18 protein-coding genes and 1 pseudogene are annotated in these 21,109 nt (G+C 64.3%); 16 read left to right on the forward strand and 3 right to left on the reverse strand.

The window, feature by feature from the left end:
- Window positions 1-54: 54 nt before the first annotated feature.
- From NKH49_RS06045 to NKH49_RS06065, 5 genes are all read left to right on the forward strand, one after another.
- Window positions 55-1,473, forward strand: coding sequence for a tyrosine-type recombinase/integrase (locus tag NKH49_RS06045; RefSeq protein WP_352493619.1), 1,419 nt, complete (start codon window positions 55-57; stop codon window positions 1,471-1,473).
- On the forward strand, window positions 1,470-3,311 hold the full coding sequence (locus tag NKH49_RS06050; RefSeq protein WP_352493618.1) for a site-specific integrase: 1,842 nt from the start codon (window positions 1,470-1,472) through the stop codon (window positions 3,309-3,311). Before NKH49_RS06045 ends, NKH49_RS06050 begins: the two co-directional genes overlap by 4 nt.
- Window positions 3,312-3,453: 142 nt before the next feature.
- Complete coding sequence (locus tag NKH49_RS06055; RefSeq protein ID WP_352925453.1) at window positions 3,454-5,472, forward strand: hypothetical protein; 2,019 nt, start codon at window positions 3,454-3,456, stop codon at window positions 5,470-5,472.
- Window positions 5,469-5,909, forward strand: a complete 441-nt coding sequence (locus tag NKH49_RS06060) for a hypothetical protein (RefSeq protein ID WP_352493616.1) — start codon at window positions 5,469-5,471, stop codon at window positions 5,907-5,909. Before NKH49_RS06055 ends, NKH49_RS06060 begins: the two co-directional genes overlap by 4 nt.
- Window positions 5,910-6,130: 221 nt before the next feature.
- Window positions 6,131-7,036 carry an ArdC family protein gene (locus NKH49_RS06065; RefSeq protein ID WP_352493614.1) on the forward strand — a complete coding sequence of 302 codons (906 nt, stop codon included), beginning with the start codon at window positions 6,131-6,133 and terminating at the stop codon, window positions 7,034-7,036.
- Here NKH49_RS06065 and NKH49_RS06070 read toward each other — a convergent pair.
- On the reverse strand, window positions 7,033-7,344 hold the full coding sequence (locus NKH49_RS06070) for a YnfA family protein (RefSeq protein ID WP_352493613.1): 312 nt from the start codon (window positions 7,342-7,344) through the stop codon (window positions 7,033-7,035). The two genes, NKH49_RS06065 and NKH49_RS06070, sit on opposite strands and share 4 nt — an antisense overlap.
- A gap of 45 nt (window positions 7,345-7,389) precedes the next feature.
- Entirely contained in the window at window positions 7,390-8,262 is an 873-nt protein-coding gene (locus NKH49_RS06075; RefSeq protein ID WP_352493612.1) for a LysR family transcriptional regulator, read from the reverse strand.
- Window positions 8,263-8,304: 42 nt separating this feature from the next.
- Here NKH49_RS06075 and NKH49_RS06080 point away from each other — a divergent pair, with 42 nt between their 5' ends.
- The 5 genes and pseudogenes from NKH49_RS06080 (at window position 8,305) to NKH49_RS06100 (ending at window position 14,901) form a co-directional block, all read left to right on the forward strand.
- Window positions 8,305-9,357 (forward strand): permease, encoded by a 1,053-nt coding sequence (locus tag NKH49_RS06080; protein WP_352925456.1) that lies wholly within the window; start codon window positions 8,305-8,307, stop codon window positions 9,355-9,357.
- Between the two features lie 116 nt (window positions 9,358-9,473).
- Window positions 9,474-10,268: pseudogene (locus NKH49_RS06085) on the forward strand (DUF932 domain-containing protein); the annotation flags it as partial.
- Between the two features lie 165 nt (window positions 10,269-10,433).
- The gene (locus NKH49_RS06090) at window positions 10,434-12,527 is read left to right on the forward strand and encodes a ParB/RepB/Spo0J family partition protein (protein ID WP_352925458.1); all 2,094 of its coding nucleotides are present in this window, start codon (window positions 10,434-10,436) and stop codon (window positions 12,525-12,527) included.
- Between the two features lie 65 nt (window positions 12,528-12,592).
- Window positions 12,593-13,630, forward strand: a complete 1,038-nt coding sequence (locus tag NKH49_RS06095) for a DUF7146 domain-containing protein (protein WP_352925460.1) — start codon at window positions 12,593-12,595, stop codon at window positions 13,628-13,630.
- A gap of 338 nt (window positions 13,631-13,968) precedes the next feature.
- Window positions 13,969-14,901, forward strand: coding sequence for a DUF2493 domain-containing protein (locus tag NKH49_RS06100; protein ID WP_352925462.1), 933 nt, complete (start codon window positions 13,969-13,971; stop codon window positions 14,899-14,901).
- Window positions 14,902-14,954: 53 nt separating this feature from the next.
- Here the strand turns inward: NKH49_RS06100 and NKH49_RS06105 are convergent, their stop codons facing one another.
- The gene (locus tag NKH49_RS06105; RefSeq protein ID WP_352925463.1) at window positions 14,955-15,167 is read right to left on the reverse strand and encodes a hypothetical protein; all 213 of its coding nucleotides are present in this window, start codon (window positions 15,165-15,167) and stop codon (window positions 14,955-14,957) included.
- Between the two features lie 297 nt (window positions 15,168-15,464).
- Here NKH49_RS06105 and NKH49_RS06110 point away from each other — a divergent pair, with 297 nt between their 5' ends.
- The 6 genes from NKH49_RS06110 to NKH49_RS06135 all read left to right on the forward strand — a co-directional run bounded on the left by NKH49_RS06110 (window position 15,465) and on the right by NKH49_RS06135 (window position 21,048).
- Entirely contained in the window at window positions 15,465-15,632 is a 168-nt protein-coding gene (locus NKH49_RS06110) for a hypothetical protein (RefSeq protein ID WP_352925465.1), read from the forward strand.
- Between the two features lie 139 nt (window positions 15,633-15,771).
- The gene (locus NKH49_RS06115; RefSeq protein WP_352925467.1) at window positions 15,772-16,212 is read left to right on the forward strand and encodes a hypothetical protein; all 441 of its coding nucleotides are present in this window, start codon (window positions 15,772-15,774) and stop codon (window positions 16,210-16,212) included.
- 587 nt (window positions 16,213-16,799) lie between these two features.
- Window positions 16,800-17,126 (forward strand): DUF736 domain-containing protein, encoded by a 327-nt coding sequence (locus NKH49_RS06120; RefSeq protein ID WP_352925469.1) that lies wholly within the window; start codon window positions 16,800-16,802, stop codon window positions 17,124-17,126.
- 414 nt (window positions 17,127-17,540) lie between these two features.
- Entirely contained in the window at window positions 17,541-17,981 is a 441-nt protein-coding gene (locus NKH49_RS06125; RefSeq protein ID WP_352925471.1) for a c-type cytochrome, read from the forward strand.
- A 334-nt stretch (window positions 17,982-18,315) separates the two neighbouring features.
- Window positions 18,316-18,789, forward strand: coding sequence for a (2Fe-2S)-binding protein (locus NKH49_RS06130; protein WP_352925473.1), 474 nt, complete (start codon window positions 18,316-18,318; stop codon window positions 18,787-18,789).
- 12 nt (window positions 18,790-18,801) lie between these two features.
- On the forward strand, window positions 18,802-21,048 hold the full coding sequence (locus NKH49_RS06135; protein ID WP_352925475.1) for a xanthine dehydrogenase family protein molybdopterin-binding subunit: 2,247 nt from the start codon (window positions 18,802-18,804) through the stop codon (window positions 21,046-21,048).
- Window positions 21,049-21,109 lie beyond the last annotated feature (61 nt).

Below are 21,109 nucleotides of genomic sequence, written 5' to 3' on the forward strand. Positions count from 1 at the left end.
CTCGCACATAAAGACAATAACTTGCGCCGCAGGCGCTCCGCTTAGGTCACGTGCGTGCAGCTGTACTTTACCGATCTTGGCGCCCTGTCGCGCCCGCTTCCTCTCGATGATTCCGCAACAAACCCCGCGCCCGGCGCGCTCGACGTGGCCGAGCGCGCCGGGCTGATCGACGGCATGCCGTTCATCCTGACGGATGACGGCAGCTACGATCTCAATCTCAACCGGTTCTTCCGGGCCTGTCCTGGCATGGGTGCGCGCTCGCCGAACACCTGGCGCTCCTACGCCCGCGACATCCTGGTCTGGGCGCGCTTTCTTGCCGAGCGGCGCGACGGCAAGACGGTCTGGCAGGCCGACCGCCACGATGTTCTGGCCTTTCATCGGGCACGACGCCTGGCGGCGGCTCCCTACCGCATCTCGGCGGCAAGCTGGAACCGAAGCATCGCCGCGCTCGACAAGCTCTATCGCTGGGCCATAGAGGAAGGGATAATCACCGTTTCGCCCTTCAGCTACGGCGTCACCCTTCGTAGGGCCGCCGGCAGCCGGGCCGTACTCGCCGTGACGGCGAACCGCGCCCGCGAGCGCGCAGCGCGCCGGCACGACACCCGCTATGTCGATCTCGGCCGTTATCTCCTGTTCCGCGACGTCGGGCTGCGCGGCCGGCTTCCCGACGGCTCTGAAGATCCGGCGTGGCGCGGGCGGAACGGCGAGCGCAATGCGCTCTTTGCCGAACTGCTGGTCACGACCGGTTTGCGGCTGACAGAGGCTGGCAGCCTGCTTCTGGCCGAGCTTCCGCGCCTGACCGAGCCGGGATCGCGCTCAGTTCCATTCGATCTTCCCGGTCCGATCGCCAAGGGCGGACGGCCACGTCGCATCCGCATTCCGCGCCGGGTGCTGGCGCTGATCTCCGACTATGTCGATCTCGAGCGCACCATCTCCGCCGCCCGCTCAAAGCCTTCAGTGCCCAATCCGCTCTGGCTGATGCCGGAGAGCGGGAAGGTCGCTGATGCGTCGGGTAAGCGGGTCCGGCTTGACCGCCTGACGCCGGGCGAACGACGCCGCGTGCTGATCGGGGCGCCCGGCCGAGCGCAGCAGGGCTTGCTCTGGCTCACCGAAGGCGGCCGGCCCGTGCCCTCGGCGACCTGGGAAGCGGTCTTCCGGCGCGCCTGCGTCCGCTGTCGCCGCTTCGGCATCGAGATCGAGGTGACGCCGCACACTCTGCGGCACACCTTCGCCGTCAACATGCTCTCCATGCTGATCCGCGAGCAGATCGGAACCGTGTTCGATCCGCACGACCGGCACGGCGCGGTCTATCGCCGGATGCTCGGCGACCCGTTGCAGAAGCTCCAGCAGCTCCTGGGGCACGCGAGCATTACCAGCACCTATATCTATCTCGACTGCCTCGCCGAGGCGCAGGAGTTGGTCGAAGCGGCCGCGGATCGCTGGGCCGACGATACGGCCGGTGATGCAGCATGACCGCCGTGACGACTGCCTCGGTACGGCGACCGGGTCGTCGCGCCCTCTTTCCCGAGGCGTTGCCCGATCCCGAGGGCGAGGCAGCCGCCGCGATCGCGTCGCTCCGCTTCACAGTCACGCTGGCGGACCGCAGCAGGAGGATCGATCTGACGATGCTCGCTGGCCGCAAGCCACTGGCCCGGACGTTTGCCGGCGCGCTTTGGCGCGCCTGCCAGGTCGGCGGTCCGGCCGGCTCAATCTCGACAGCCTATGCCTATGCCAGCGCGCTCAAGACATTCTGGCGCTATCTCGATTCCGCCAGAGTGCGCATCGTGTGCCTTTCCGACATGAGCGCTGCCTTGATCGACGGCTTCGACGCCTGGATGGAGGAGAGCGGCCTGCATCCCAATCACCGGCTGCATCGGATGAGCAAGGTGCTCAACCTGCTCCGCCTCGCCGAGGCGGCGGAGCCCGACCTTCTGCCACCCGATGCCTCGCGGCGGCTGATGCATACGAGCGACCGGCCGGGTGTGCGCGCCCGGCCGCGCGATGCCTATGGCGACGATGTCGCCACGGCATTGCGGATCGCCGCTCGCGCCGATCTCGCCGCCATCATCCGCCGCTTTGCCGTGGCAGATCGCATCCCGACCGTCGAGGATGCCGATCGGAGCCGCGTTCTGGCGGGGGCGCATGAACAGGTGATGGCGGTGATCGACGGGGAAGGCGTCATCGGGCACCGGCACCCGCTCTTCAAGCGCCTCTACACGCTGCGCCGTGAGAGCGACCTGCCGAACGATAGCCTGATCCACGATCTGCATGGCCGCCAGCATCTGATCGCCGCCGACCTCGTGCCGCTCATAGTCCTCATTTCGCTCGACACGGGTCTCGAGATCGAAGCGATCAAGAGCTTGCGGGCGGACTGCCTGAAGAACCCGTCCGGCGGCTATGTCGAGATCGAGTACTGCAAGCGGCGGGCACGCGGCGCCGAGTGGAAGCGGCTGCGCGTGCGCGACGGCGCCTCCTCGACACCGGGTGGCCTGATCCGCAAGGTTCTGCAGTGGACCGGTCCGGCGAGAGGCTGGCTTGGCGCCGACACGCTCTGGGTCCACTGCGCCTGGGGTCGTCTGACCCCGAGGGTGCTCAGCCTGAAGGAACCCGTCGCTTCATGGATTGCTCGACATGGCATCCTCGACGAACAGGATCAGCCGCTCCGCCTCAACCTGACGCGCCTGCGCAAGACCCACAAGGCGGCGTGGTATCGGCGTACGGGCGGCCAGCTCGACCGCTTCGCCGTCGGCCACAGCGTCGCGGTGGCGGCCAACCACTACGCCGATGTCCCCGCGCTTCGCCATCTGCACGAGGCGACCGTTGCCGACGCCATGAGCGATGCGCTCGACGCCGCCCTGCGGCCGTGCATCCTGTCGTCGGAGCAGGAGGAGGCCGTTCTGGCCGATCCCGAGCAGGCAACCAGTCTTCCCGTCGCCGGTACCGCCGCCATCGACGCGCTGCTCGGCGGCGAGCAGGATGTCTGGCTCGCCAGTTGCGCCGGCTTCTACAAGAGCCCGTTCGGGCTGGAAGGGGAAGCCTGTCCGTCGCCCTTCTGGGGCTGTCTCGAATGCAGCAATGCGGTGATCACCGCCCGCAAGCTGCCTGCGCTTCTGGCCTTCCTCGACTTCATTCGCGCGCAACGGCAGGCGCTCAGCGAAGGCGACTGGATCGCCAAGTTCGGCCGCGTTCACGGACGCATTGCCGATCAGATTCTGTCCCGGTTTGCCGACGCGGAGATTGAGGAGGCTCGCCGGATTGCGGCGTCGGACCCGGCGCTCATCTACCTGCCGCCCGAAGCGGCAGCGCCATAATGCCCGGTTCCATCAAGCTCTCGCCGCGGCCGTCATTGCCGTCGGCCATCTACCGCGACGGCGAGCCCGTGCTTGCCGGTGTCGCGGTCAGGGACGATGTCGACCGCGCTGAGCTTCCCCGCTTCGGCGACGATCTCTGGGATTGGGCGCCGCCATCTTCCGGGTCAACGCCCGCCACAGCAATTACCGGCTCGATTTCGCCCGCATCGCCGATCTCGCCACGCGACGGCTGGCAAAGGAATATGTGGTCGCCCGGCTGCGCATCCATGTGCCGGGATATCGAGCGCCCTGCGGCGCGACCTCGGCGATCCGCCTGCTGCGCTACGTCCAGCATTTCGCTGCGTTCCTCCGCGCGCAGACTGGCGCCGTCGATCTCGGCCGCGTCGATCAGGCGCTGCTCGACGCCTACCTGGTGCATGCCCGTGACGGCGGACAGCGAACGCCGCACGAGACGGTGAAGTATGTCGAGGTGCCGATCGATCTGCATCACCTGGCGCCGTGGCTGACCGGTGGTGGCATCGGCGTGCTCCCCTGGCGTGGGCGAGCCGCCCACCGCGTCGCCGGACGGCCGCCGGCACCCGCCGAGAACGCCACGCCGCGCATTCCCGAGCCGGTCATCGGCGCCATGCTGCGCTGGGCACTCAGGTATGTCGAGGTCTACGCGCCAGATATCCTTGCCGCCCGTGCAGAGCTTGACTCTCTCGAAGCCCGCTGCGCCCGATTGATGACGCGGGACGCGCGGACCGGCCGGGCCGTCGCCAGCACCTATCGCGCCCGTGTGGCGAAGTGGCTCGACGTGCGCCGGGCCACGGGCCGAGGCGTGCCGATCTGGGAGCGCGCGCCTAACGTCGCCCGCCGCATCGATCCGCTCACCGGCGACGAGACGCCGCCCTACAATCTTCATCTGATGCGCCTTCACGTCGGCGCGCGCGAGAGCGGCCGCGTCAGCCAGTCCGAGCCGACCGCGCGGCTGATCGACGAGGCAGCGACAGAACTTGGCACCGAGATCGGCGGGCTCGACACACCGATCTCGACCGATCCGGACACCGGCTTGCCCTGGCGCGATCGCTTCGACGGCCTCAGCCTGGCCCGCGAGGAGCGGATGCTGCAGGGCGCCTGCTATATCGTCTGCGCCTATCTGACCGGCATGCGCGACAGCGAGGTGCAGGCGATGCAGCCGGGCTGCGTGTCGCCGGTGCGCAGCGCCGACGGCCTGGTCGAGCGCTACCGGCTGCGCAGCACCGTCTACAAACGCCATGGGGCGCGCGGCGCGACGGCCGACTGGATCACGATCGAGCCGGTCGCCCGCGCCGTTGCGGTGATGGAAGCTCTCTCGGCGCGCAATCGCCGCGACAAGGGATTGTCATCCTTGTGGGTGGCGCTGAAGGACTGGCCCTGGAGCAACGATCACCTCGGCATGGGCGCGACGCCAACGCTCAACCTGTTCCGCGACGGGCTCGATGCGCGCGCCAGCGACGGACCGGTCATCCCACGCATCGACGACGAACCCTGGAAGTTCACGACGCGACAGCTGCGCCGCACGATCGCCTGGTACATCGCCAACCGGCCGTTCGGCACCGTCGCCGGCAAGATCCAGTACAAGCATGCGTCCATAGCCATGTTCGAGGGCTACGCTGGATCGGCCCGGGCCGACTTCCGAAGCGTGGTCGAGCGCGAGCGTGCGCTCGGCCAGCTCGACGATATCGTCGCCCATTACGAGGCGTTTCTTCGCAATGACGGGCCGGCGGGACCGGGTGCGACGCGACTGCGCCGCGAGTTCGCCCGCGTGCAGGACGAACTCGGCGATTTTCCTGGCCGGATCGTGGACCGCAAGCGGCTGCGCACCATGCTTGCCCATCTCGGGCGGACTTTGCACGTCGGCTTCCTCAATGATTGCCTCTTCGACGCGGCGACCGCGCTCTGCCTTAAAGATGCGCCGGATGACGAGCGGACGGCGCCGGCCCTGTCGCGCTGCAGCCCCGACCGTTGTCCCAATGCCTGCCTGACCGCCCGGCACCGCGAACCATGGCAGGCTTCGATCGCCGAGGGCGAAGCGCTGCTGGCCGACCGGCGCCTGTCGCCGCTGCAGCGCACGGCGATCCTGAAGGACAATGAGCGCAAGCGCCGTCTGATCGCTCCTCTCGTGGACGGTGATGCATGACCGCGCTTGGGCCGAAGAGCGAAGCCGCGCTGAGGTCGGCCATGCAGCGGCTGCTCGACGGTCGCGCCGAGCGCACCGACGGGGCGCTGACCGTCGCCAACCTGGCGCGCGAGGCCGGCGTCAGCCGGGCGACGGCGAACCGGGCCGGCGCTCTTCTCGCCGAGTTCCGTGCCGCCGAAGAGCGCCGCCGGGGATCCTCCCCCAGAGTCCTCAAGGAGCGCATCCGCGCCCTCGAAGCCGAGCTCCGCGCCGTGCGCGGCGCCGAGATGGCCGAGTTGCGGGCGTTCGCCCGCACGCTTGCACAGCACATCCAGGTGCTGACGCTGCAGGTCGCCGAGCGCGATGCGGTGATCGACGGCCTGCGGGAGGAACTGGCTCGATCGCCTGCGACCAGGGTCGTGCCGCTACGGCGCCCGTCTCACGACGGCGTTGGCTGAGAGCCGCGCAGCTTCGTAACCGATCCGGTCCGGCCGGGCCCGCCGATCATGGGTGCCTCCTGCGCTCGCCCGTCGAGGCAGGGGCTCGGGTTGTGGCAGACGCTGCCGGCCCGTCAACCCTGTTCCGCACCAGCACCGAGAACAGGGTGTGACGGGCCGGCTATCCGCGTCTGCCCCTGCCGCCGCGCCCTCGACGGAGAGGGCGAGCACAGGAGGCACCCATGACCACGGATCGCAACGTCCAGACCGAGACACGGAACGATATCTACGAGCGCGTCACCAGCCAGATCATCGCCGCCATCGAAGCCGGCGCCGCCGACTACCGGATGCCCTGGCATCACAATGGCTCGGCCATCTCCACGCCCGTCAACGTCAGCTCGCGCAAGACCTATCGCGGCGTCAACGTCATCGCACTCTGGGCCGCGGCGCATGCGACGGGCTATCCCGCCGGCATCTGGGGCACCTACCGCCAATGGCAGGCGCTCGGCGCCCAGGTCCGCAAGGGCGAACGCGGCCACCTCGTCGTATTCTGGAAGATCGCCGACCGCGACAGCGACACGGAGCGTCAGGACGGCGGCGAGGATCGCGACGGGCCGGCCCGACGCATGTTCGCACGCGGCTATACGGTCTTCAATTGCGCGCAGGTCGACGGCTACACGCCGCCCGAGATGCCGGTACTGCCCGAGATCGAGCGCATCGGGCACGCCGAACGGTTCTGCGCGGCGCTCGGCATCGACATCCGGCACGGCGGCTCGCAGGCCTGTTACAGCCCTGTCACGGATCACGTGCAGATGCCGGAGTTCGCCTGCTTCCGCGACGCACTCGCATACTACGCAGTGCTCCTCCATGAATGCGGGCACGCTTCGGGCGCCAGCCATCGCCTCGATCGCGATCTCTCCGGACGCTTCGGCTCGGCCGCCTACGCCATGGAGGAGTGCACGGTCGAGTTGCTCAGCGCCATGATCTGCGCCGACTTGAACCTCAGCGTCGAGCCGCGTCCCGACCACGCCAGCTACGTCGCCTCGTGGCTTGAGGTGCTCCGGTCCGACAAGCGCGCCATCTTCACCGCCGCCGCCAAGGCGCAAGAGATCGCCGACTGGATGCACGCCCAGCAGCCGTCACATTAGGCGGAACGCGGGCCGAAGATGATGATGGCGGCGCCGACGAGGCTGATCGCGGCGCCCAAAGTGTCCCAACGGTCCGGCCTCACCCCCTCGATCGTCCCGCAGACTTGCCAGCGAGGCGGCGATACAGACGCTGCCATAAGCCGCGTAGGCCCGCCCGGACGCGCTGCTGTCCACCAGCGCGCGCAGCCAGGCGACGCGACGAGCGAGACCAGCCCATGCGCCAGCCACCAGCTCGGCTTGGCCTCACTAAGCCACAGCCAGAAGCTGAAGCAGCCGGCGATCTCCGCGACGGCGGCGGCGACGAACATCCTGACAGCTTGGTCGATCGCCGGACGTATTGCCGCAAAACGGCGTCACTTCCCCTCGAATGTCCTTGAGATGATCATTGTCAATTTGCCAGCTAGCCGTTTAGGTGCGTTCGAGGAGCTGGTGAGCATCAGATGTGTTTCTCCTAGCTGCGGCAGTTTCTCATCGGCAAGCGTTCGCATTTGGTCCGTCAATGCGCTTTGCGGCAAGACGCCAATCGCGATGCCAGCTGCGATCGCAGCTCGAATCCCTGAAACGCTCTCACTGGTACAAACGATCTGATGCTCCAATCCGGATTTTCGAAGAAGATCGAGGCAGCGTTCCCTCCACCAGCAGGTTTTGTCGAATAGAGCCACCGGCAGGGGCCGTCGTGTTTCGATATTGTGGAATACCGAGCCGGCCCACACGGCGCGTTCACTATGAACAACAACGTCGTCCTTTGAGACACGCTCAGGTGAGTGGAGAGCGATGTCCAACTCGCCGGCGGCCAACGCATGTGGAAACTCCATGCTCGAACTGCAGCGCACAAAAATACGGCTTGTGGGCTCCTCTTCGGTGAAGGCTGCCAGGATAGACGGCAGGATCGTATCACCATATTCCTCGGGGATCCCGAGGCGGATTTCTTCCTCCGCTTGCGTTCCGCGCAGATCGGCGACTGTCTGATCCAGCATTTCGACAACACGGCGAGCGACGGGCAGCAACTGCTCGCCGGCAGCAGTCATGGTAACCCCACGGCCATGCCTTTCGAACATGCGTTGTCCGACAGTACCCTCAAGTTTCTGCACTTGCAGGCTAACGGCCGACTGTGTGCGGAGCAGGTGCGCAGCGCCGCCGCTGACACTCCCTGCTTTAGCCACCGCGAGAAACGTTCGCAGCAAATCGCTGTCCAGTTGTGTCGATTTCCCATCGTTCAAGCTCATAGCTGATATCTACGCTATTCGTTTTCCGTATGGAAGTCGGCAATGTATGATGTCAGCAAAGAGGATGTCGCCATGATTGTCACGCTCCCGAGGCCCCAAAGAATGCAGGTCATCTGGGCGACGGCTGCTGTTCTGACAGTCGTTGTCGCCCTTACGTGGCCGCAAAGGGCGCAGGAGACGCTTCGTTTCGTCGTGCAGAGCTTCCTGGATGTCGCGCTGATGATTGCAATTGGGCTAGTCATCTCCGCATGGGTCGCAGCCAGCGGAGCGGCGACCATTACGGCGCGGTGGTTTAAGGGCCGCCCTATCTCAACTGTCGTCATCGCGTCGGCAATCGGCACTGTGACACCTGTGTGCGGCGTAACGGTGCTGCCGCTTACGACCGGGTTCCTTGCCTCCGGCGTTCCGCTTGCGCCCATCATGGCATTTTGGCTTTCCTCGCCTGTTACCGGGCCCACCATGTTCGCTGCGACGTGGGCGCTGCTCGGCCCTGGATTCGCCATCGGAAAGATGCTTGCGGCTTTTGCGCTTGGAATCTTTTCCGGCGCGGGAACGGCTCTCCTCGCGCGCACGCAGATGGTTCAAAACCCGTTACGGCCACAGCGAATTATAGGTAATGGCCAGTGCGGCACGTGCACGCCAACGGATTTCTCTTTCCGAATCTGGCGAGAGCCAGCTCGCATGCGTGCATTTGGGGCGAACCTTATTTCCACAACAAGGATCGTCGTGATCTATTTGATATTTGCTTTTTCGGCTGAGTTTCTGCTGCGTGACCTTCTACCGTCTCATCTCCTCACCACCTATGTCGGTAAGGATTCTCCATACGCTATCCCACTCGCGGTGCTGGTCGGTGCACCGATGTATCTCGATGGTCTTGCGGCACTGCCCTTGGTTCGAGGATTACTTGATCTCGGCATGTCACCCGGTGCGGCAATGGCACTCCTCGTTTCAGGCGGCGCCGTCAGTATTTGGGGCGTCTTGGCTGTGGCTTTGGTCCTTAGGCCGTCAACCATCGCCCTTTTCGTGGCGCTCGCAGTTTCGGGATCATTGGTGATCGGCTACGTCTTCCAGGCGCTCTGGACGTTTTTTTCGTGAGCATCGATTTCATCATGGAATCTGTCTCATGCCGATCCGCTGATCGAAAATCCGGGGAATTCTCCGGTCCAGCGCCAAGAAGGCCCACTGAGACAGGTTGACTGTTCAGATAAGTTGCCGAGCAGGTCAAGACGCTCGAGGTCGAGAACGGGCGCGTCGAACTCCGCGCCGTCACCGGCCCGGACTATGGGCGCATCTATGATCATGAACTGGTTGCGGCCGTTCAGAAGATCGCCGGTAACGGCACCGGCGACACACGTTGGAAGATCCCCGGCGTGCTGGATTGGTCGACCGGCATCTACAATCCCCGTGTCGACATCACCTCGGACACCACCACGCTCTATGCTTCGGATCGCGACGTGTTCCTCTTCCTGGTCGACGACCTCAACCCCATCGAGGCTGGCAGGTTGCCCGATGGCTCGCCCGATCTCTATTTCCGGGGCTTTTACTGCTGGAACTCCGAGGTCGGGGCGAAGACGCTCGGCATCGCCAGCTTCTATCTCCGCGCCGTGTGTCAGAACCGCAACCTCTGGGGCGTCGAGGATTTCGAGGAGATCACGATCCGCCACTCCAAATATGCTGCCTCGCGGTTTGCGCACCAGGCCGCGCCGGCGCTGACCCGCTTCGCCAACTCCTCGCCCATGCCCTTCGTCAACGGCATCCGCGCAGCGCGGGAGAAGATCGTCGCTCGCAGCGATGACGATCGAACGGAGTTTCTCCGCAAACGCGGCTTCTCCAAGGCGGACACGGCGAAGATCATCGAGACCGTGCTCGCCGAAGAAGGTCGCAAGCCCGCGAGCGTCTTCGACTTCGTGCAGGGCATCACCGCCGTCGCGCGGGACAAGCCGCACCAGGACGCACGGCTCGAGCTTGAGGGCAAGGCCAAGAAGCTGCTCGACCGGGCCGGCTGATTTCAGCAAAGCCGGCGATGCGGATTTCCGTGTCTCCGGCTGCGTGTTTATCCGGAAGGCCGGAGTGCGGCGCCGTCCCTCAGAGTGAGAGGGCGGCGCCGATCTTCGTGACGGGTTGGAGGTCGAGAGAGAGGCTCCCGGCCGCCCGTCGCGGAGTAAATCCACATGGCTACTGCCAAGAAGAAGCCCACCATCACCCTGTCGCCCTCGCGCGACATTCCCTTCAACCAGCTCGTGCTGAGCCAGTCGAACGTCCGGCGCATCAAGGCCGGCGTTTCGGTCGAGGAGCTGGCGGAGGACATCGCCCGGCGCGGTATCCTTCAGGGCCTCACTGTCCGCCCTGTCGTTGATGAAAACGGCACTGAGACCGGCATGTTCGAAGTGCCGGCTGGCGGCAGGCGCTTCCGGGCGCTGGAGTTGCTCGTGAAACAGAAGCGCCTGACCAAGACCGCGCCAGTCCCCTGTGTCGTCCGCGAGGGCGGCATTGCCGAGGAGGACTCTCTGGCCGAGAACGTCCAGCGCGCGCCGCTGCATCCGCTCGATCAGTTCCGCGCATTCCTCACCCTGCGCGAAAAAGGCCAATCCGAGGAGGAGGTCGCCGCGGCGTTCTTCGTCTCGGTCAACGTGGTCAAGCAGCGCCTGAAGCTCGCATCGGTCTCTCCAGTGCTGCTCGACGTATATGCGGAAGATGGCATGACGCTCGCCCAACTCGAAGCGTTCACCGTGTCGGGCGACCATGCACGCCAGGAACAGGTCTTCGAACGGCTGAAAACCTCCTATGACAAGTCGGCCTATGCCATCCGGCGTATGCTGACCGAGGGCGCCGTCCGTGCCACTGACAAGCGGGCGCAGTTCATCGGCATCGACGCCTATGTCGAGGCGGGCGGCACCGTGCTGCGCGACCTCTTCGAGGGCGATGATGGCGGCTGGCTGCGGGATGTCGCCGTCGTCGATCAGATGGTGGCCGACAAGCTGAAGGTAGAAGCCGAGGCCATCGCCGCCGAGGGCTGGAAGTGGACTGAAGTGGCGCCCGACTTCGCCTACGGCCACACCTATGGTCTGCGCCGTCTACATGGTGAACCCGCGCCGCTCACCGCCGAAGAAGAAGCCACGCGCGACGCCCTCAAGGCGGAGTTCGACCGCCTGATCGCGGAGCACGAGGGCACCGATGAGTTGCCGGACGACGTCGACGCGCGGCTCGGCGAGCTTGAGACCGCGCTCGAGACCTTTGACGAACGGCCGCTGTCCTTCGATCCAGAGGAAATCGCCCGCGCGGGCGCCTTCATCAGCATCGCTGGCGACGGTCGCCTGCGCGTGGAGCGGGGTTATGTCCGGTCCGAGGATGAGGTGTCGGTCGGGTCGGTAGCTGATGCGTCGGGTGGCGAAGCCACAGGCGGAGAAGCGTCGGCCGGCGAGGACCACGGATCACGCGGCGATGTTCCCGCGGGTGATGCCACTACCGAGGAGGACGAAGAACACTCGCCCATCTCGGACCGGCTGATGACGGAGTTGACCGCGCATCGGACACTCGGACTTCGGCACGCTCTGGGCGAACATCCCGATGTTGCTTTCCGCACGGCGCTGCATGCCCTAGCACTCAAGGTCTTCTATCACTACGGCTCGGATAGCTGTCTAGAGCTGGACCTGAAGACCGTCGGCTTCGGGGCCCAGGCGCCGGGCCTGAATGATAGCGTCTCCGCCGACGCGATCCGGGCCAGGCATGAGAGTTGGACGAAGACCCTGCCGAAGGACTCGGCTGAGCTCTGGGACGCGCTTGGCGACTGGGACAGTGACAGCCGCGCCGCCTTGTTCGCCCATGTCGTCAGCCTCTCGGTCAATGCTGTCAGCGAAGCCTGGAACCGTCGGCCGCGGGCCCTCGCCCATGCCGATCAGTTGGCCCAGGCCGTCGATCTCGACATGGCCGCACGCTGGAAGCCGACCGTCGACGCCTTTCTCGGTCGGGTCACCAAGGCGCGCATCCTTAAGGCTGTTGCCGAAGCGAAGGGTCAGCGCGCTGCCGACCGGATCGCCCATCTCAAGAAGGGCGACATGGCAACAGAAGCGACCACGCTGCTCAACGGCGCGGGCTGGTTGCCCGAGCCGCTCCGTACGCCGGGCCGGGAGACAGTCGCTGACATGTCGGACGTGGAACTGCCCGTCGTAGAAACGGCGGAGGTAGCGGATGAAACGGCCATGGCCGACGACGACGGTATCGCCGATGATGACGATGTCGCCGCAATGACCATCGCGGCCCAATAGTCTCCCATGACCCTCACAACTGGCCCGCCGGCAACGGCGGGCCTTTCTTTTTGAAGGAGGTAACCATGCGCGAACCGCCGCATGAGCTGGCACGCCGCCTCGCCGATCGGACCGAGGCGGTCTGCCGGCATTATCTCTCCAATGGTCGCCGCCAGGGGAACTATTGGACCGTCGGCGATGTGCGCAACACGCCTGGTCGCTCCATGTTCGTCCGACTTGCAGACTCCGCAAGAGGTTCGGCCGGACGCTGGACCGACGCCGCTACCGGCGAGCATGGCGATCTGCTCGACGTCGTGCGCGAGGCGCTTGGCCTCAGAGCTTTCGCAGATGTCGCAAAGGAAGCGCGGGCTTTTCTCGGCCTCTCGCATGAAGCAGCGCGTCAGGCATCTTCTGTCCGGAAGAATGTTCTGGCTCCAGCCGGCTCCTCTGAGGCAGCCCGTCGGCTTCTAGGCATTTCGCAGCCGATCATCGGAACCATCGTGGAAACGTATCTCCGTGAACGTGGCATTACGACATTGCACGGAACCGAATCGCTCCGATTTCATCCACGCTGCTATTATCGGCCCGACGACCATGGACCGACCGAAACCTGGCCGGCGATGATCGCCGCGGTCACCGATCTCGATGGGCGGCTGACCGGCGCGCACCGGACCTGGCTTGCACCGGACGGCGAGGACAAGGCACCCGTCGACACGCCGCGCCGGGCGATGGGCGACCTTCTTGGCAACGCCGTTCGCTTCGGTGCACCCGGTAGCGTGATGGCGGCCGGCGAAGGTATCGAGACAACCCTCTCGCTGAGATGTGCCCTGCCCGACATGGCGATGGCGGCAGCCCTCTCCGCCGCGCATCTGGCTGCCATCCTGTTCCCGCCGACGCTGGAACGGCTCTATGTCATCCGCGACAACGATCCGGCAGGTGATGGTGCCCACGACAGCCTGATCGAGCGCGCCACCAACGCCGGAATCGAGGCGATCGTGCTCTCGCCAGCACTGAAGGACTTCAATAACGATCTCCGCCATTTCGGGCTCGACGCAGTGCGTGCCTTGATCGCGGACCAGCTCAGGCGCAGGGACCGCATTCGCTACCTGAACCGGGCGGCATGAGCGGTAGGGGAGCGCGCAGCGCACGGTACTTACGACCCCGCTTGGATACGCTCCGCCGGTAGAGAGCCGCGACCCGGCCTTTCGAGAGGGCGATCGGCTCACACGCGGGCCGGCCAGGCAATGGCGGCGGCCGACTATTTTCCGGCGGCGGGCGAATGCTGGCGAAAGCCAGCGACGAGGCGCCACGCCTTTCCATCGCGAGCCAAAATAGCCGACCGCCGCCATCCTCCGCTGCCGCTCCGGCCCCCGCTTCGCTCCGGGTGCCGAGCCGTCCCGCCCGTGGGCTTTCGTCGCCATGAAGGCCGCGAGGGTCGCGGTCCAGCCGACGGGAGCATCCCATGAGCGAGCACGACGACATCGAACCGCACCATGCCGTGTCCCCTACCGATCACGTCCTTACCGAACTGCAGCTCTATGGCTGGCGCCCCTTTGCGGATGAGCCCGATCCGCGGCCACTCCCCGACGGCGATCATGTGACCGGAGCCGTGGCCGACATCTTCGACGCCCTCATTGCCACCATGGCGGACACGCGCCTCGAACCCGACCTCGACGACCTGCTCTGGTCTGTCAGCAATGTCTTCCACCGCGCTGTGCTGCGGATTGAGCGCCAACTGGACGACAACGAGCAGGCCCAGCGTCGCCTGCAGCGGGAACAGGACGGCACCGAGATCAAGGCGGTGGAATTGGAGAACCTCACCGCCCAGGGTCAGACCATGATCGAACGGCGCGACGCCTTCGAGCTGATGCGTGACCAGGCCGCCGACCACTACGAGCAACACATTGGATCGGCCTGGCGACCACGCACCGGATCGATGGTCAACCATCGCCACCTCACCTCGGCGATGATCGACAGCCGCGACTTCCTCGCCGCCCGGCGCAAGGCTGAGACCGAGGTGATGCTTCCAAATGGCCCGAAGATCGCCCTGACCGGCGGGCTCGACTTCAACGATCACCAGCTCATCTGGGACGTGCTCGACAAGGTCCACGCCAAGCACCCCGACATGGTGCTGGTCCACGGCAAGTCGCCAAAGGGCGCCGAACTGATCGCCGCCAAATGGGCCGACAATCGCAAGGTCCCGCAGGTCGGCTTCGCCCCGAACTGGGACAAGCACGGTCGGTCAGCACCCTTCAAACGCAACGATGCGATGCTGGACATCCTGCCGATCGGCGTCATCGTGTTCCCGGGCACCGGCATCCAGGACAATCTCGCCGACAAGGCGAAGAAGCTCGGCATCAAGTCTCGCGACTTCCGCAAGAAGGACGACGCGTGAATGCCGCTGTATTTCCGTAAAGCCGTATCGCCATTTCCACTGAAAACCGGCTTTCATTCTGGATGGCCCGTCACCGCAATGCGAGCAGCGCGTGCATAATGCTCCAGTTCCACATCGCCTTCGATCATCTGATCCAGCAGCGCTTTCTTGTCGCTTTGATCCGATGCTGACTGAAACGGCTCCGGCTGTCGCTCGATCGCCAGCACTGCGATGGCCAGCGCCTTCTTCACCAGGTGCAGATCGCGATCCCTGAATTCTGCTGCCATGACACCAATCCTCCAGAGCGAGCGGACCAACTATACCCCGCGCCGATTGTAGAAGGGGCAGTGGGCCTCCAGGCTCCTGACAACGGCTCCTGAGCAAGCGAACACCACCCCCGCTTCCAAATAGCGCTGATCCTTGGTCCGGCCCATGGCCTGACGCCATCAACCCGTAAAGGGTCCGCTACGCGAGCGTGCGGCCTTGAGGCTGCGCCCCTGCGGTGATTTCGGCCATGGGCCGGACACATCGGGCGCCTGTCGGGCGGGGGATGGTCTCCCGCCTCCAAGACAGGAGCCGGAACAATGTCACTCAATGACGCTCACGCCTTCGCCTTCAGCCTCGCCGCAACCCTCATGGTCAACATCATCATCTTTCAGGCCGGCGACGGCAGCCTGGGCGTCATGCCGGCCAGCGAATACGACGGCGACACCGCCGCGATCGTCCACGAAACCGATCCTTTCGCTCCCTGACGGGAACGGCCTCGCCGCAGGAGCGGAAGTCCTGCCGGATTTCCGCTCCCGCGGCCGCGCATCTTCGGCTATACTTCAACTGCGCCGTGGTGGTGGTGGAGGCGCGACCGTCAGACCTTTTCTCACGGAGACCACCACCATGATCTTCCTCGGTATCCTCATTTGCATCGCCGGCATCGGATTCCTTTGCTGGCTCCTGTTCACGCTCGCTGTCTACGCGCTTCCGTTCTTCGTAGGCGTGACTGCCGGAATGTGGGCCTACGGCACCGGGGCCGGTCCGATCGGCGCGTTCATCGTCGGCATCGCAGCTGCCGGCGCGACGCTCGCGGTCGGTCAATTCGCCTTCACATTCGTTCGCCCGGTCTGGGCTCGTCTTGCGGTCGCTCTCCTCTTTGCCGCACTAGCATCGGTCGCCGGCTATCACGCGACACATGGTCTTGCGACGCTCGCTGTGCCGTCCTTGGGATGGCAGGTCGCGTTCTCGATCATCCGCGCTGTCCCCGTCGGCATTGCCGCTTGGGTTGGGTTGCTGGCGATGGCCCCGCCCGAGCCAGCCATGCGAGGCGTCGCTCGCGGCTAGGCGTCGTTCGGAGCTTCAGGCCAGGACAGCGAGGATCACGACCAAGCCGCTCCTCGCTGCGTCAGGGTTACCGATAGAGCGTTCAAGCCCAAGGAGTTCCCACCCGCACAGCACAGATCCGAGCCGTACCCCGTCTGGCATTGACCGCAGTGACGACTCGGTCGGCCATCGATCGCAGGTGCAACGGCGGTCTTCTCCCTGGGAAGCTCATTCCGGTGACATCGCGGATATGGTCGAATGGCGGGCTGAGCGCCGTGGAGCAACGCCGGCCATTCGAAGTGAACGTTGGTCGCCATGTTCTCGCTTGAAGTCCTCTTGCAGGTCGACCGCTCCAAAACGGCCTCATCAATGGCCTGATCTGACCGAAGGTCGGCTATACCTCGACCGCCTATGCGGCAATGGCGCCGATCGACTTTCTTCCCCTGCCGGCTGTGCCGTCATTCCTCGCGAACCAACAAAGTCGCCTGACTGCCATCCTCCGCTGACGCTGCGGTCGCAAGCGATGCCGCGTCGATCGCCTCCGGCCTGCCGATCGCCATCGAGGCCGCAATGGTGCGGGCTCGAAGCAGAGATCAAGGAGAACTACCATGGCGACCATCGGCACTTTCAAAAAGTCCGGCAACGAATTCACCGGCGAAATCGTCACCCTGAGCCTTCAGACCAAGAACGTCCGCATCGTCCCCGAGAGCCGACAGGTCGGCGAGAACGCCCCAAGCCACCGCGTCTTCGTCGGCCGCGCCGAGATCGGCGCCGCCTGGTCCAAAAAGTCCAACGAGGGCCGCGACTACCTCGGCCTCAAGCTCGATGACCCGAGCTTCAACGCTCCGATCTATGCCAACCTCTTCGACGACGAGGAAGGCGAAGGCTTCAGCCTCATTTGGTCCCGCCCCAGCCGCCGCCGTAATGGCGAGTAGGCGGCCTGAACAAAGCCCCGCCCGGACACACCGGGCGGGGCCAAGCTCGTAGAGACGGCTGTTGCCTCTGCCCGAAAAGCGGCCGCCGCATTGGATTGAACCGGGTTGCGAATTGCGGCGCGTTTAAAGCCGTTTTGAAGGCATAGGCACTAATTGATCAGCGGTCGGAATTAGACTCGACCGAAGCTTGCCAAACGAGTGTGGAGGGAGGCGGGTTGCTCGGTTCATTTCGAGTGCCAATACGGTCTTCTCGCGCATTCAGAAATCCTGTTTCTAAGCTCATGCACATAAAGCCTCCTAATGCTGCGTCAGTCAGCGAGGTATGGTCATGTGTGAGCGTCAACTCCAGCGCCGCCAGCATCGGCTCTTCGCAGGATCGGAGGCCTTTTCCATGAGCGATCGCTGATAGCAACGGTGCAAACGCGCGGAGCGTCGTCATTCTTTCGGGCTTTCAGCAGCCTTCTCATCTCGGAGAACACGCATGACAAGAATCATGGTTTCTGTTGCGACGTCTTCCCTGGTCGTTCTGTCAACACTACCCTCGGCCGCCGCAGAGGGGATGCAGCCCTGGGGCAAAAAGCGTTTCAGCGCTGTTCCGCCTGTCATTCGACCACCGACCAAAAGAAGGTGGGACCTGGCCTCGGCGGCATTGTTGGACGTACCGCAGGCACGATGGAGGGCGTCCGCTATTCGGCGGCCATAAAAGCATCAGGATTGGTATGGGACGAGGCGACATTGGATCGGTTCCTCGCAGCGCCCCGCGATGTCGTGCCGAAGACCACGATGACCGTGAGCGTGCCCAAGCCTGAGGATCGGCAAAACATCATCGCGTACCTAAAGTCCCTATCCAAGTAGGAGCGATCGGCCCAGGCACCGCGTTGATTGAAGAGGAACTCACTCGGAAGGTGATTTTTGCGCCCCACCCGAGGCTTTGCGTGACTGTCCGTAGTCGCCTCGCATTCAGAAGCCGCATTTCTAACCACATGCAGTTTGCGCAATCTAATCCGCTGCCGCAGGGCGGGTTATCGTCGCCAGGAAGAACAGGCATTTGGCCACCAGCATGATATTCATCTCTCAGGTCGGTGTCGGCCCCCGCCCACGCTTTCCTTGGTGACAACTGGTTCTAACGACCACCAGAGAAGCCTCCGGCGGAGTAGAGCCGTAGAAACTACAGGAGCACCGACCAGCCATGATCACACTGAATATCAACGGCCGCCAGCACGAGGTCGATGCCGACCCGGAGACGCCCATCCTTTGGGTCCTGCGCGACACGCTCGACATGACCGGCACCAAATTCGGTTGCGGCGCAGCGCTGTGCGGCGCGTGCACGATACATCTCGATGGCGAGGCAGTGCGCTCCTGCAGCACACCTCTCTCCGCCGCCGAGGGGGCGAAAATCACTACGATCGAAAAGGTAACCGATGGCACCGACCGTGTTGGTGCCGCAGTACATGCGGCTTGGGTGAAGAACGACGTGGCGCAGTGCGGCTATTGTCAGAGCGGTCAGATCATGAGCGCTACGGCGTTCCTTGCCTCCCTCCCAACAGGCAAGCAGCCGACTAGCGCTGAGATTGACGCTGCGATGGAAGGCAACATTTGCCGCTGTGGAACTTATGTCCGTATCCGCGCCGCCATAGCCGAAGCTGCCAGCACTCTCGTCTAAAGGAGATGCCATATGTTGCCGAATCCGAACGTAAACTATAGCGAATTACCTCGTGCCCTGAAGCACATGCTGGAAAGAGGACGCACAACGATTGTCCCCGCAATGCCGCGCCGGAGTTTCCTCAAGATGACGGGAGCCTTCGGTTTGGCCGTCGGCGTTTTCCCCCGTCTGGCCGCCGCGCAGTCTACCGACGCCGCTGAAGCAGGCTTGAAGCCTACCGAGCAGCCCTCTGCATTCGTTCAAATCGCACCAAACGGCGAGGTGACGGTCACGATCAATCGATTGGAGTTTGGTCAGGGCGTCCAAACGGCATTGCCGATGATCCTGGCCGAAGAGCTCGATGCGGACTGGAGCTTGGTCCGCAGCCAGCTCGGCACCAATGACGCGGCTTACGTCGATCCGCTTTTCGGCATGCATCTCACCGGCGGTTCGAACACCATCAAGAACAGCTTTACGCAGTATCGCGAACTGGGTGCGCGGGTCCGTGCCATGCTGCTCGCCGCCGCGGCGGATCGTTGGAACGTGGATGTTGCCATGCTGCGGACCGAGGCGGGCGCCGTTCTTGCCTCCGATGGCCGCAAACTCGGTTACGGAGAGCTCGCCGAGGCGGCCATGGCCCTCCCAGTGCCGCAGAAGATTGCTCTTAAGGACCCAAAGGACTTCCGCATTATCGGCAAGCCCATGCGACGTTTGGACGCGAAAGCCAAGAGCAGCGGTCAGCAGAGCTTTGGCATCGATTTCAAGTTGCCGGGACAATTGACGGCCGTTGTCGCTCGCCCACCGGTCTTCGGCGCGAAGATTGCTTCCCTGGAAGACCGTGCGGCACGTTCAATAAAGGGCGTGAGAGCTGTTTTGCGGATTCCGCTGGATCGAGGCGCAGAGGGCGTGGCTGTTATCGCAGACGGGTATTGGCAGGCCAGCCAGGGCCGTGATGCCCTGAAGGTGGAATGGGACACATCGGCTGTTGAAAAGGTCGATAGCCAAAAGCAGCTTGCCCAGTTTCGCGAAATGGCGACTAAACCCGGTCCGCAGCATTTCGACGCGGATATGGCACCGCTGGACACAGCACCGCTCACCTTGGACGCCGAGTTCGTGTTCCCGTATCTCGCTCACGCGGCAATGGAGCCGCTGAACTGTACGGTTCGGCTTTCCGATGATCGTGCCGAGATTTGGATGGGGAGCCAAAGTGCCGGGCTCGATGCAGGTGTTGCGGCAAACGTGCTCGGCCTCAAGCCGGAGCAAGTCGTGGTAAACGTGCTGACATCCGGCGGCGGCTTTGGTCGACGCTTCTCGAGCAGCAGCGACACGGCAATGGAAGCCTGTCAAATTGCCAAGGCCGCCAAGGCGGCGGGTATCGATGCACCGGTGCGGATGCTCTGGAGCCGCGAGGACGATATGAAGGGCGGCTACTATCGCCCAACACACCTTCATCGGGCGCGCATCGGCTTTGACAAGCAGGGCAATGTCCTCGCCTGGGATCATACCATCGTCGGCCAGTCCATACTGACAGGAACCGTGTTCGAGCAATTCCAGGTGAAGAACGGCATCGATGCCGCCACGACCGAGGGGATGCGGAACCCTTACCCTCTGCCGATGCGTCTGACAGTACATCATCCCGTTGCCAACGTGCCGGTTCTCTGGTGGCGCAGCGTTGGCTCCACCCATACGGCTTTCGTGATGGAGACCCTGCTTGACGATATAGCGCGCGCCACCGACCAGGACCCGGTCGCATATCGCATGAAGATGTTTGGCGAGGAGCACACCCGCCATCGCGACGCACTGCAACTCGCCGTGGATAAAAGCAGTTACGGAGCCAAGACCTTGGCTGAAGGCAGGGCCTGGGGCGTGGCGGTGCATGAATCCTTTTCGTCCGTGGTGGCCTACGTGGTGGAAGCCTCCGTCGTCGATGGGCAGCCGAAGCTGCATCGGGTCACTGCCGGGGTCCACTGCAATCTGGCGGTCAATCCTCGGACTGTTGAAGCACAGGTTCAGGGTGCGGCGATCATGGGTCTGTCGGCGTGCCTGGCTGGCTCGGAAATCACGTTCAAGGACGGCGTCGTGGAGCAAAGCAACTTCAGCGAATATACGGTGGCAAGGATCACTGATGTGCCGGAGTTCGACGTCCACGTCGTGCCGAGTGCAGAAGCTCCGACAGGCATGGGCGAGCCCGGCCTGCCGCCCTTGGCCCCGGCATTTGCCAATGCCATCTCGCGGCTGACGGGCAAGCCGGTACGGCGGATGCCTTTCAACATCGCTTAGACCGATATCGGATGCGTTGATCAGGTCCTGTGCGTCGCAATGCGAAGAGCGCTGCATGGGA

It is taken from the genome of Mesorhizobium sp. M1088 (assembly GCF_040318575.1).
GTDB lineage: Bacteria > Pseudomonadota > Alphaproteobacteria > Rhizobiales > Rhizobiaceae > Mesorhizobium.

Bases quoted from the DNA above. Each gene is read 5' to 3' on its own strand.
- NKH49_RS06050 (WP_352493618.1), top strand. From the start codon at position 1,470: ATGACCGCCGTGACGACTGCCTCGGTACGGCGACCGGGTCGTCGCGCC.
- NKH49_RS06060 (WP_352493616.1), top strand. From the start codon at position 5,469: ATGACCGCGCTTGGGCCGAAGAGCGAAGCCGCGCTGAGGTCGGCCATG.
- NKH49_RS06065 (WP_352493614.1), top strand. From the start codon at position 6,131: ATGACCACGGATCGCAACGTCCAGACCGAGACACGGAACGATATCTAC.
- NKH49_RS06070 (WP_352493613.1), bottom strand. From the start codon at position 7,344: ATGTTCGTCGCCGCCGCCGTCGCGGAGATCGCCGGCTGCTTCAGCTTC.
- NKH49_RS06075 (WP_352493612.1), bottom strand. From the start codon at position 8,262: ATGAGCTTGAACGATGGGAAATCGACACAACTGGACAGCGATTTGCTG.
- NKH49_RS06080 (WP_352925456.1), top strand. From the start codon at position 8,305: ATGTATGATGTCAGCAAAGAGGATGTCGCCATGATTGTCACGCTCCCG.
- NKH49_RS06090 (WP_352925458.1), top strand. From the start codon at position 10,434: ATGGCTACTGCCAAGAAGAAGCCCACCATCACCCTGTCGCCCTCGCGC.
- NKH49_RS06095 (WP_352925460.1), top strand. From the start codon at position 12,593: ATGCGCGAACCGCCGCATGAGCTGGCACGCCGCCTCGCCGATCGGACC.
- NKH49_RS06100 (WP_352925462.1), top strand. From the start codon at position 13,969: ATGAGCGAGCACGACGACATCGAACCGCACCATGCCGTGTCCCCTACC.
- NKH49_RS06105 (WP_352925463.1), bottom strand. From the start codon at position 15,167: ATGGCAGCAGAATTCAGGGATCGCGATCTGCACCTGGTGAAGAAGGCG.
- NKH49_RS06110 (WP_352925465.1), top strand. From the start codon at position 15,465: ATGTCACTCAATGACGCTCACGCCTTCGCCTTCAGCCTCGCCGCAACC.
- NKH49_RS06115 (WP_352925467.1), top strand. From the start codon at position 15,772: ATGATCTTCCTCGGTATCCTCATTTGCATCGCCGGCATCGGATTCCTT.
- NKH49_RS06120 (WP_352925469.1), top strand. From the start codon at position 16,800: ATGGCGACCATCGGCACTTTCAAAAAGTCCGGCAACGAATTCACCGGC.
- NKH49_RS06130 (WP_352925473.1), top strand. From the start codon at position 18,316: ATGATCACACTGAATATCAACGGCCGCCAGCACGAGGTCGATGCCGAC.
- NKH49_RS06135 (WP_352925475.1), top strand. From the start codon at position 18,802: ATGTTGCCGAATCCGAACGTAAACTATAGCGAATTACCTCGTGCCCTG.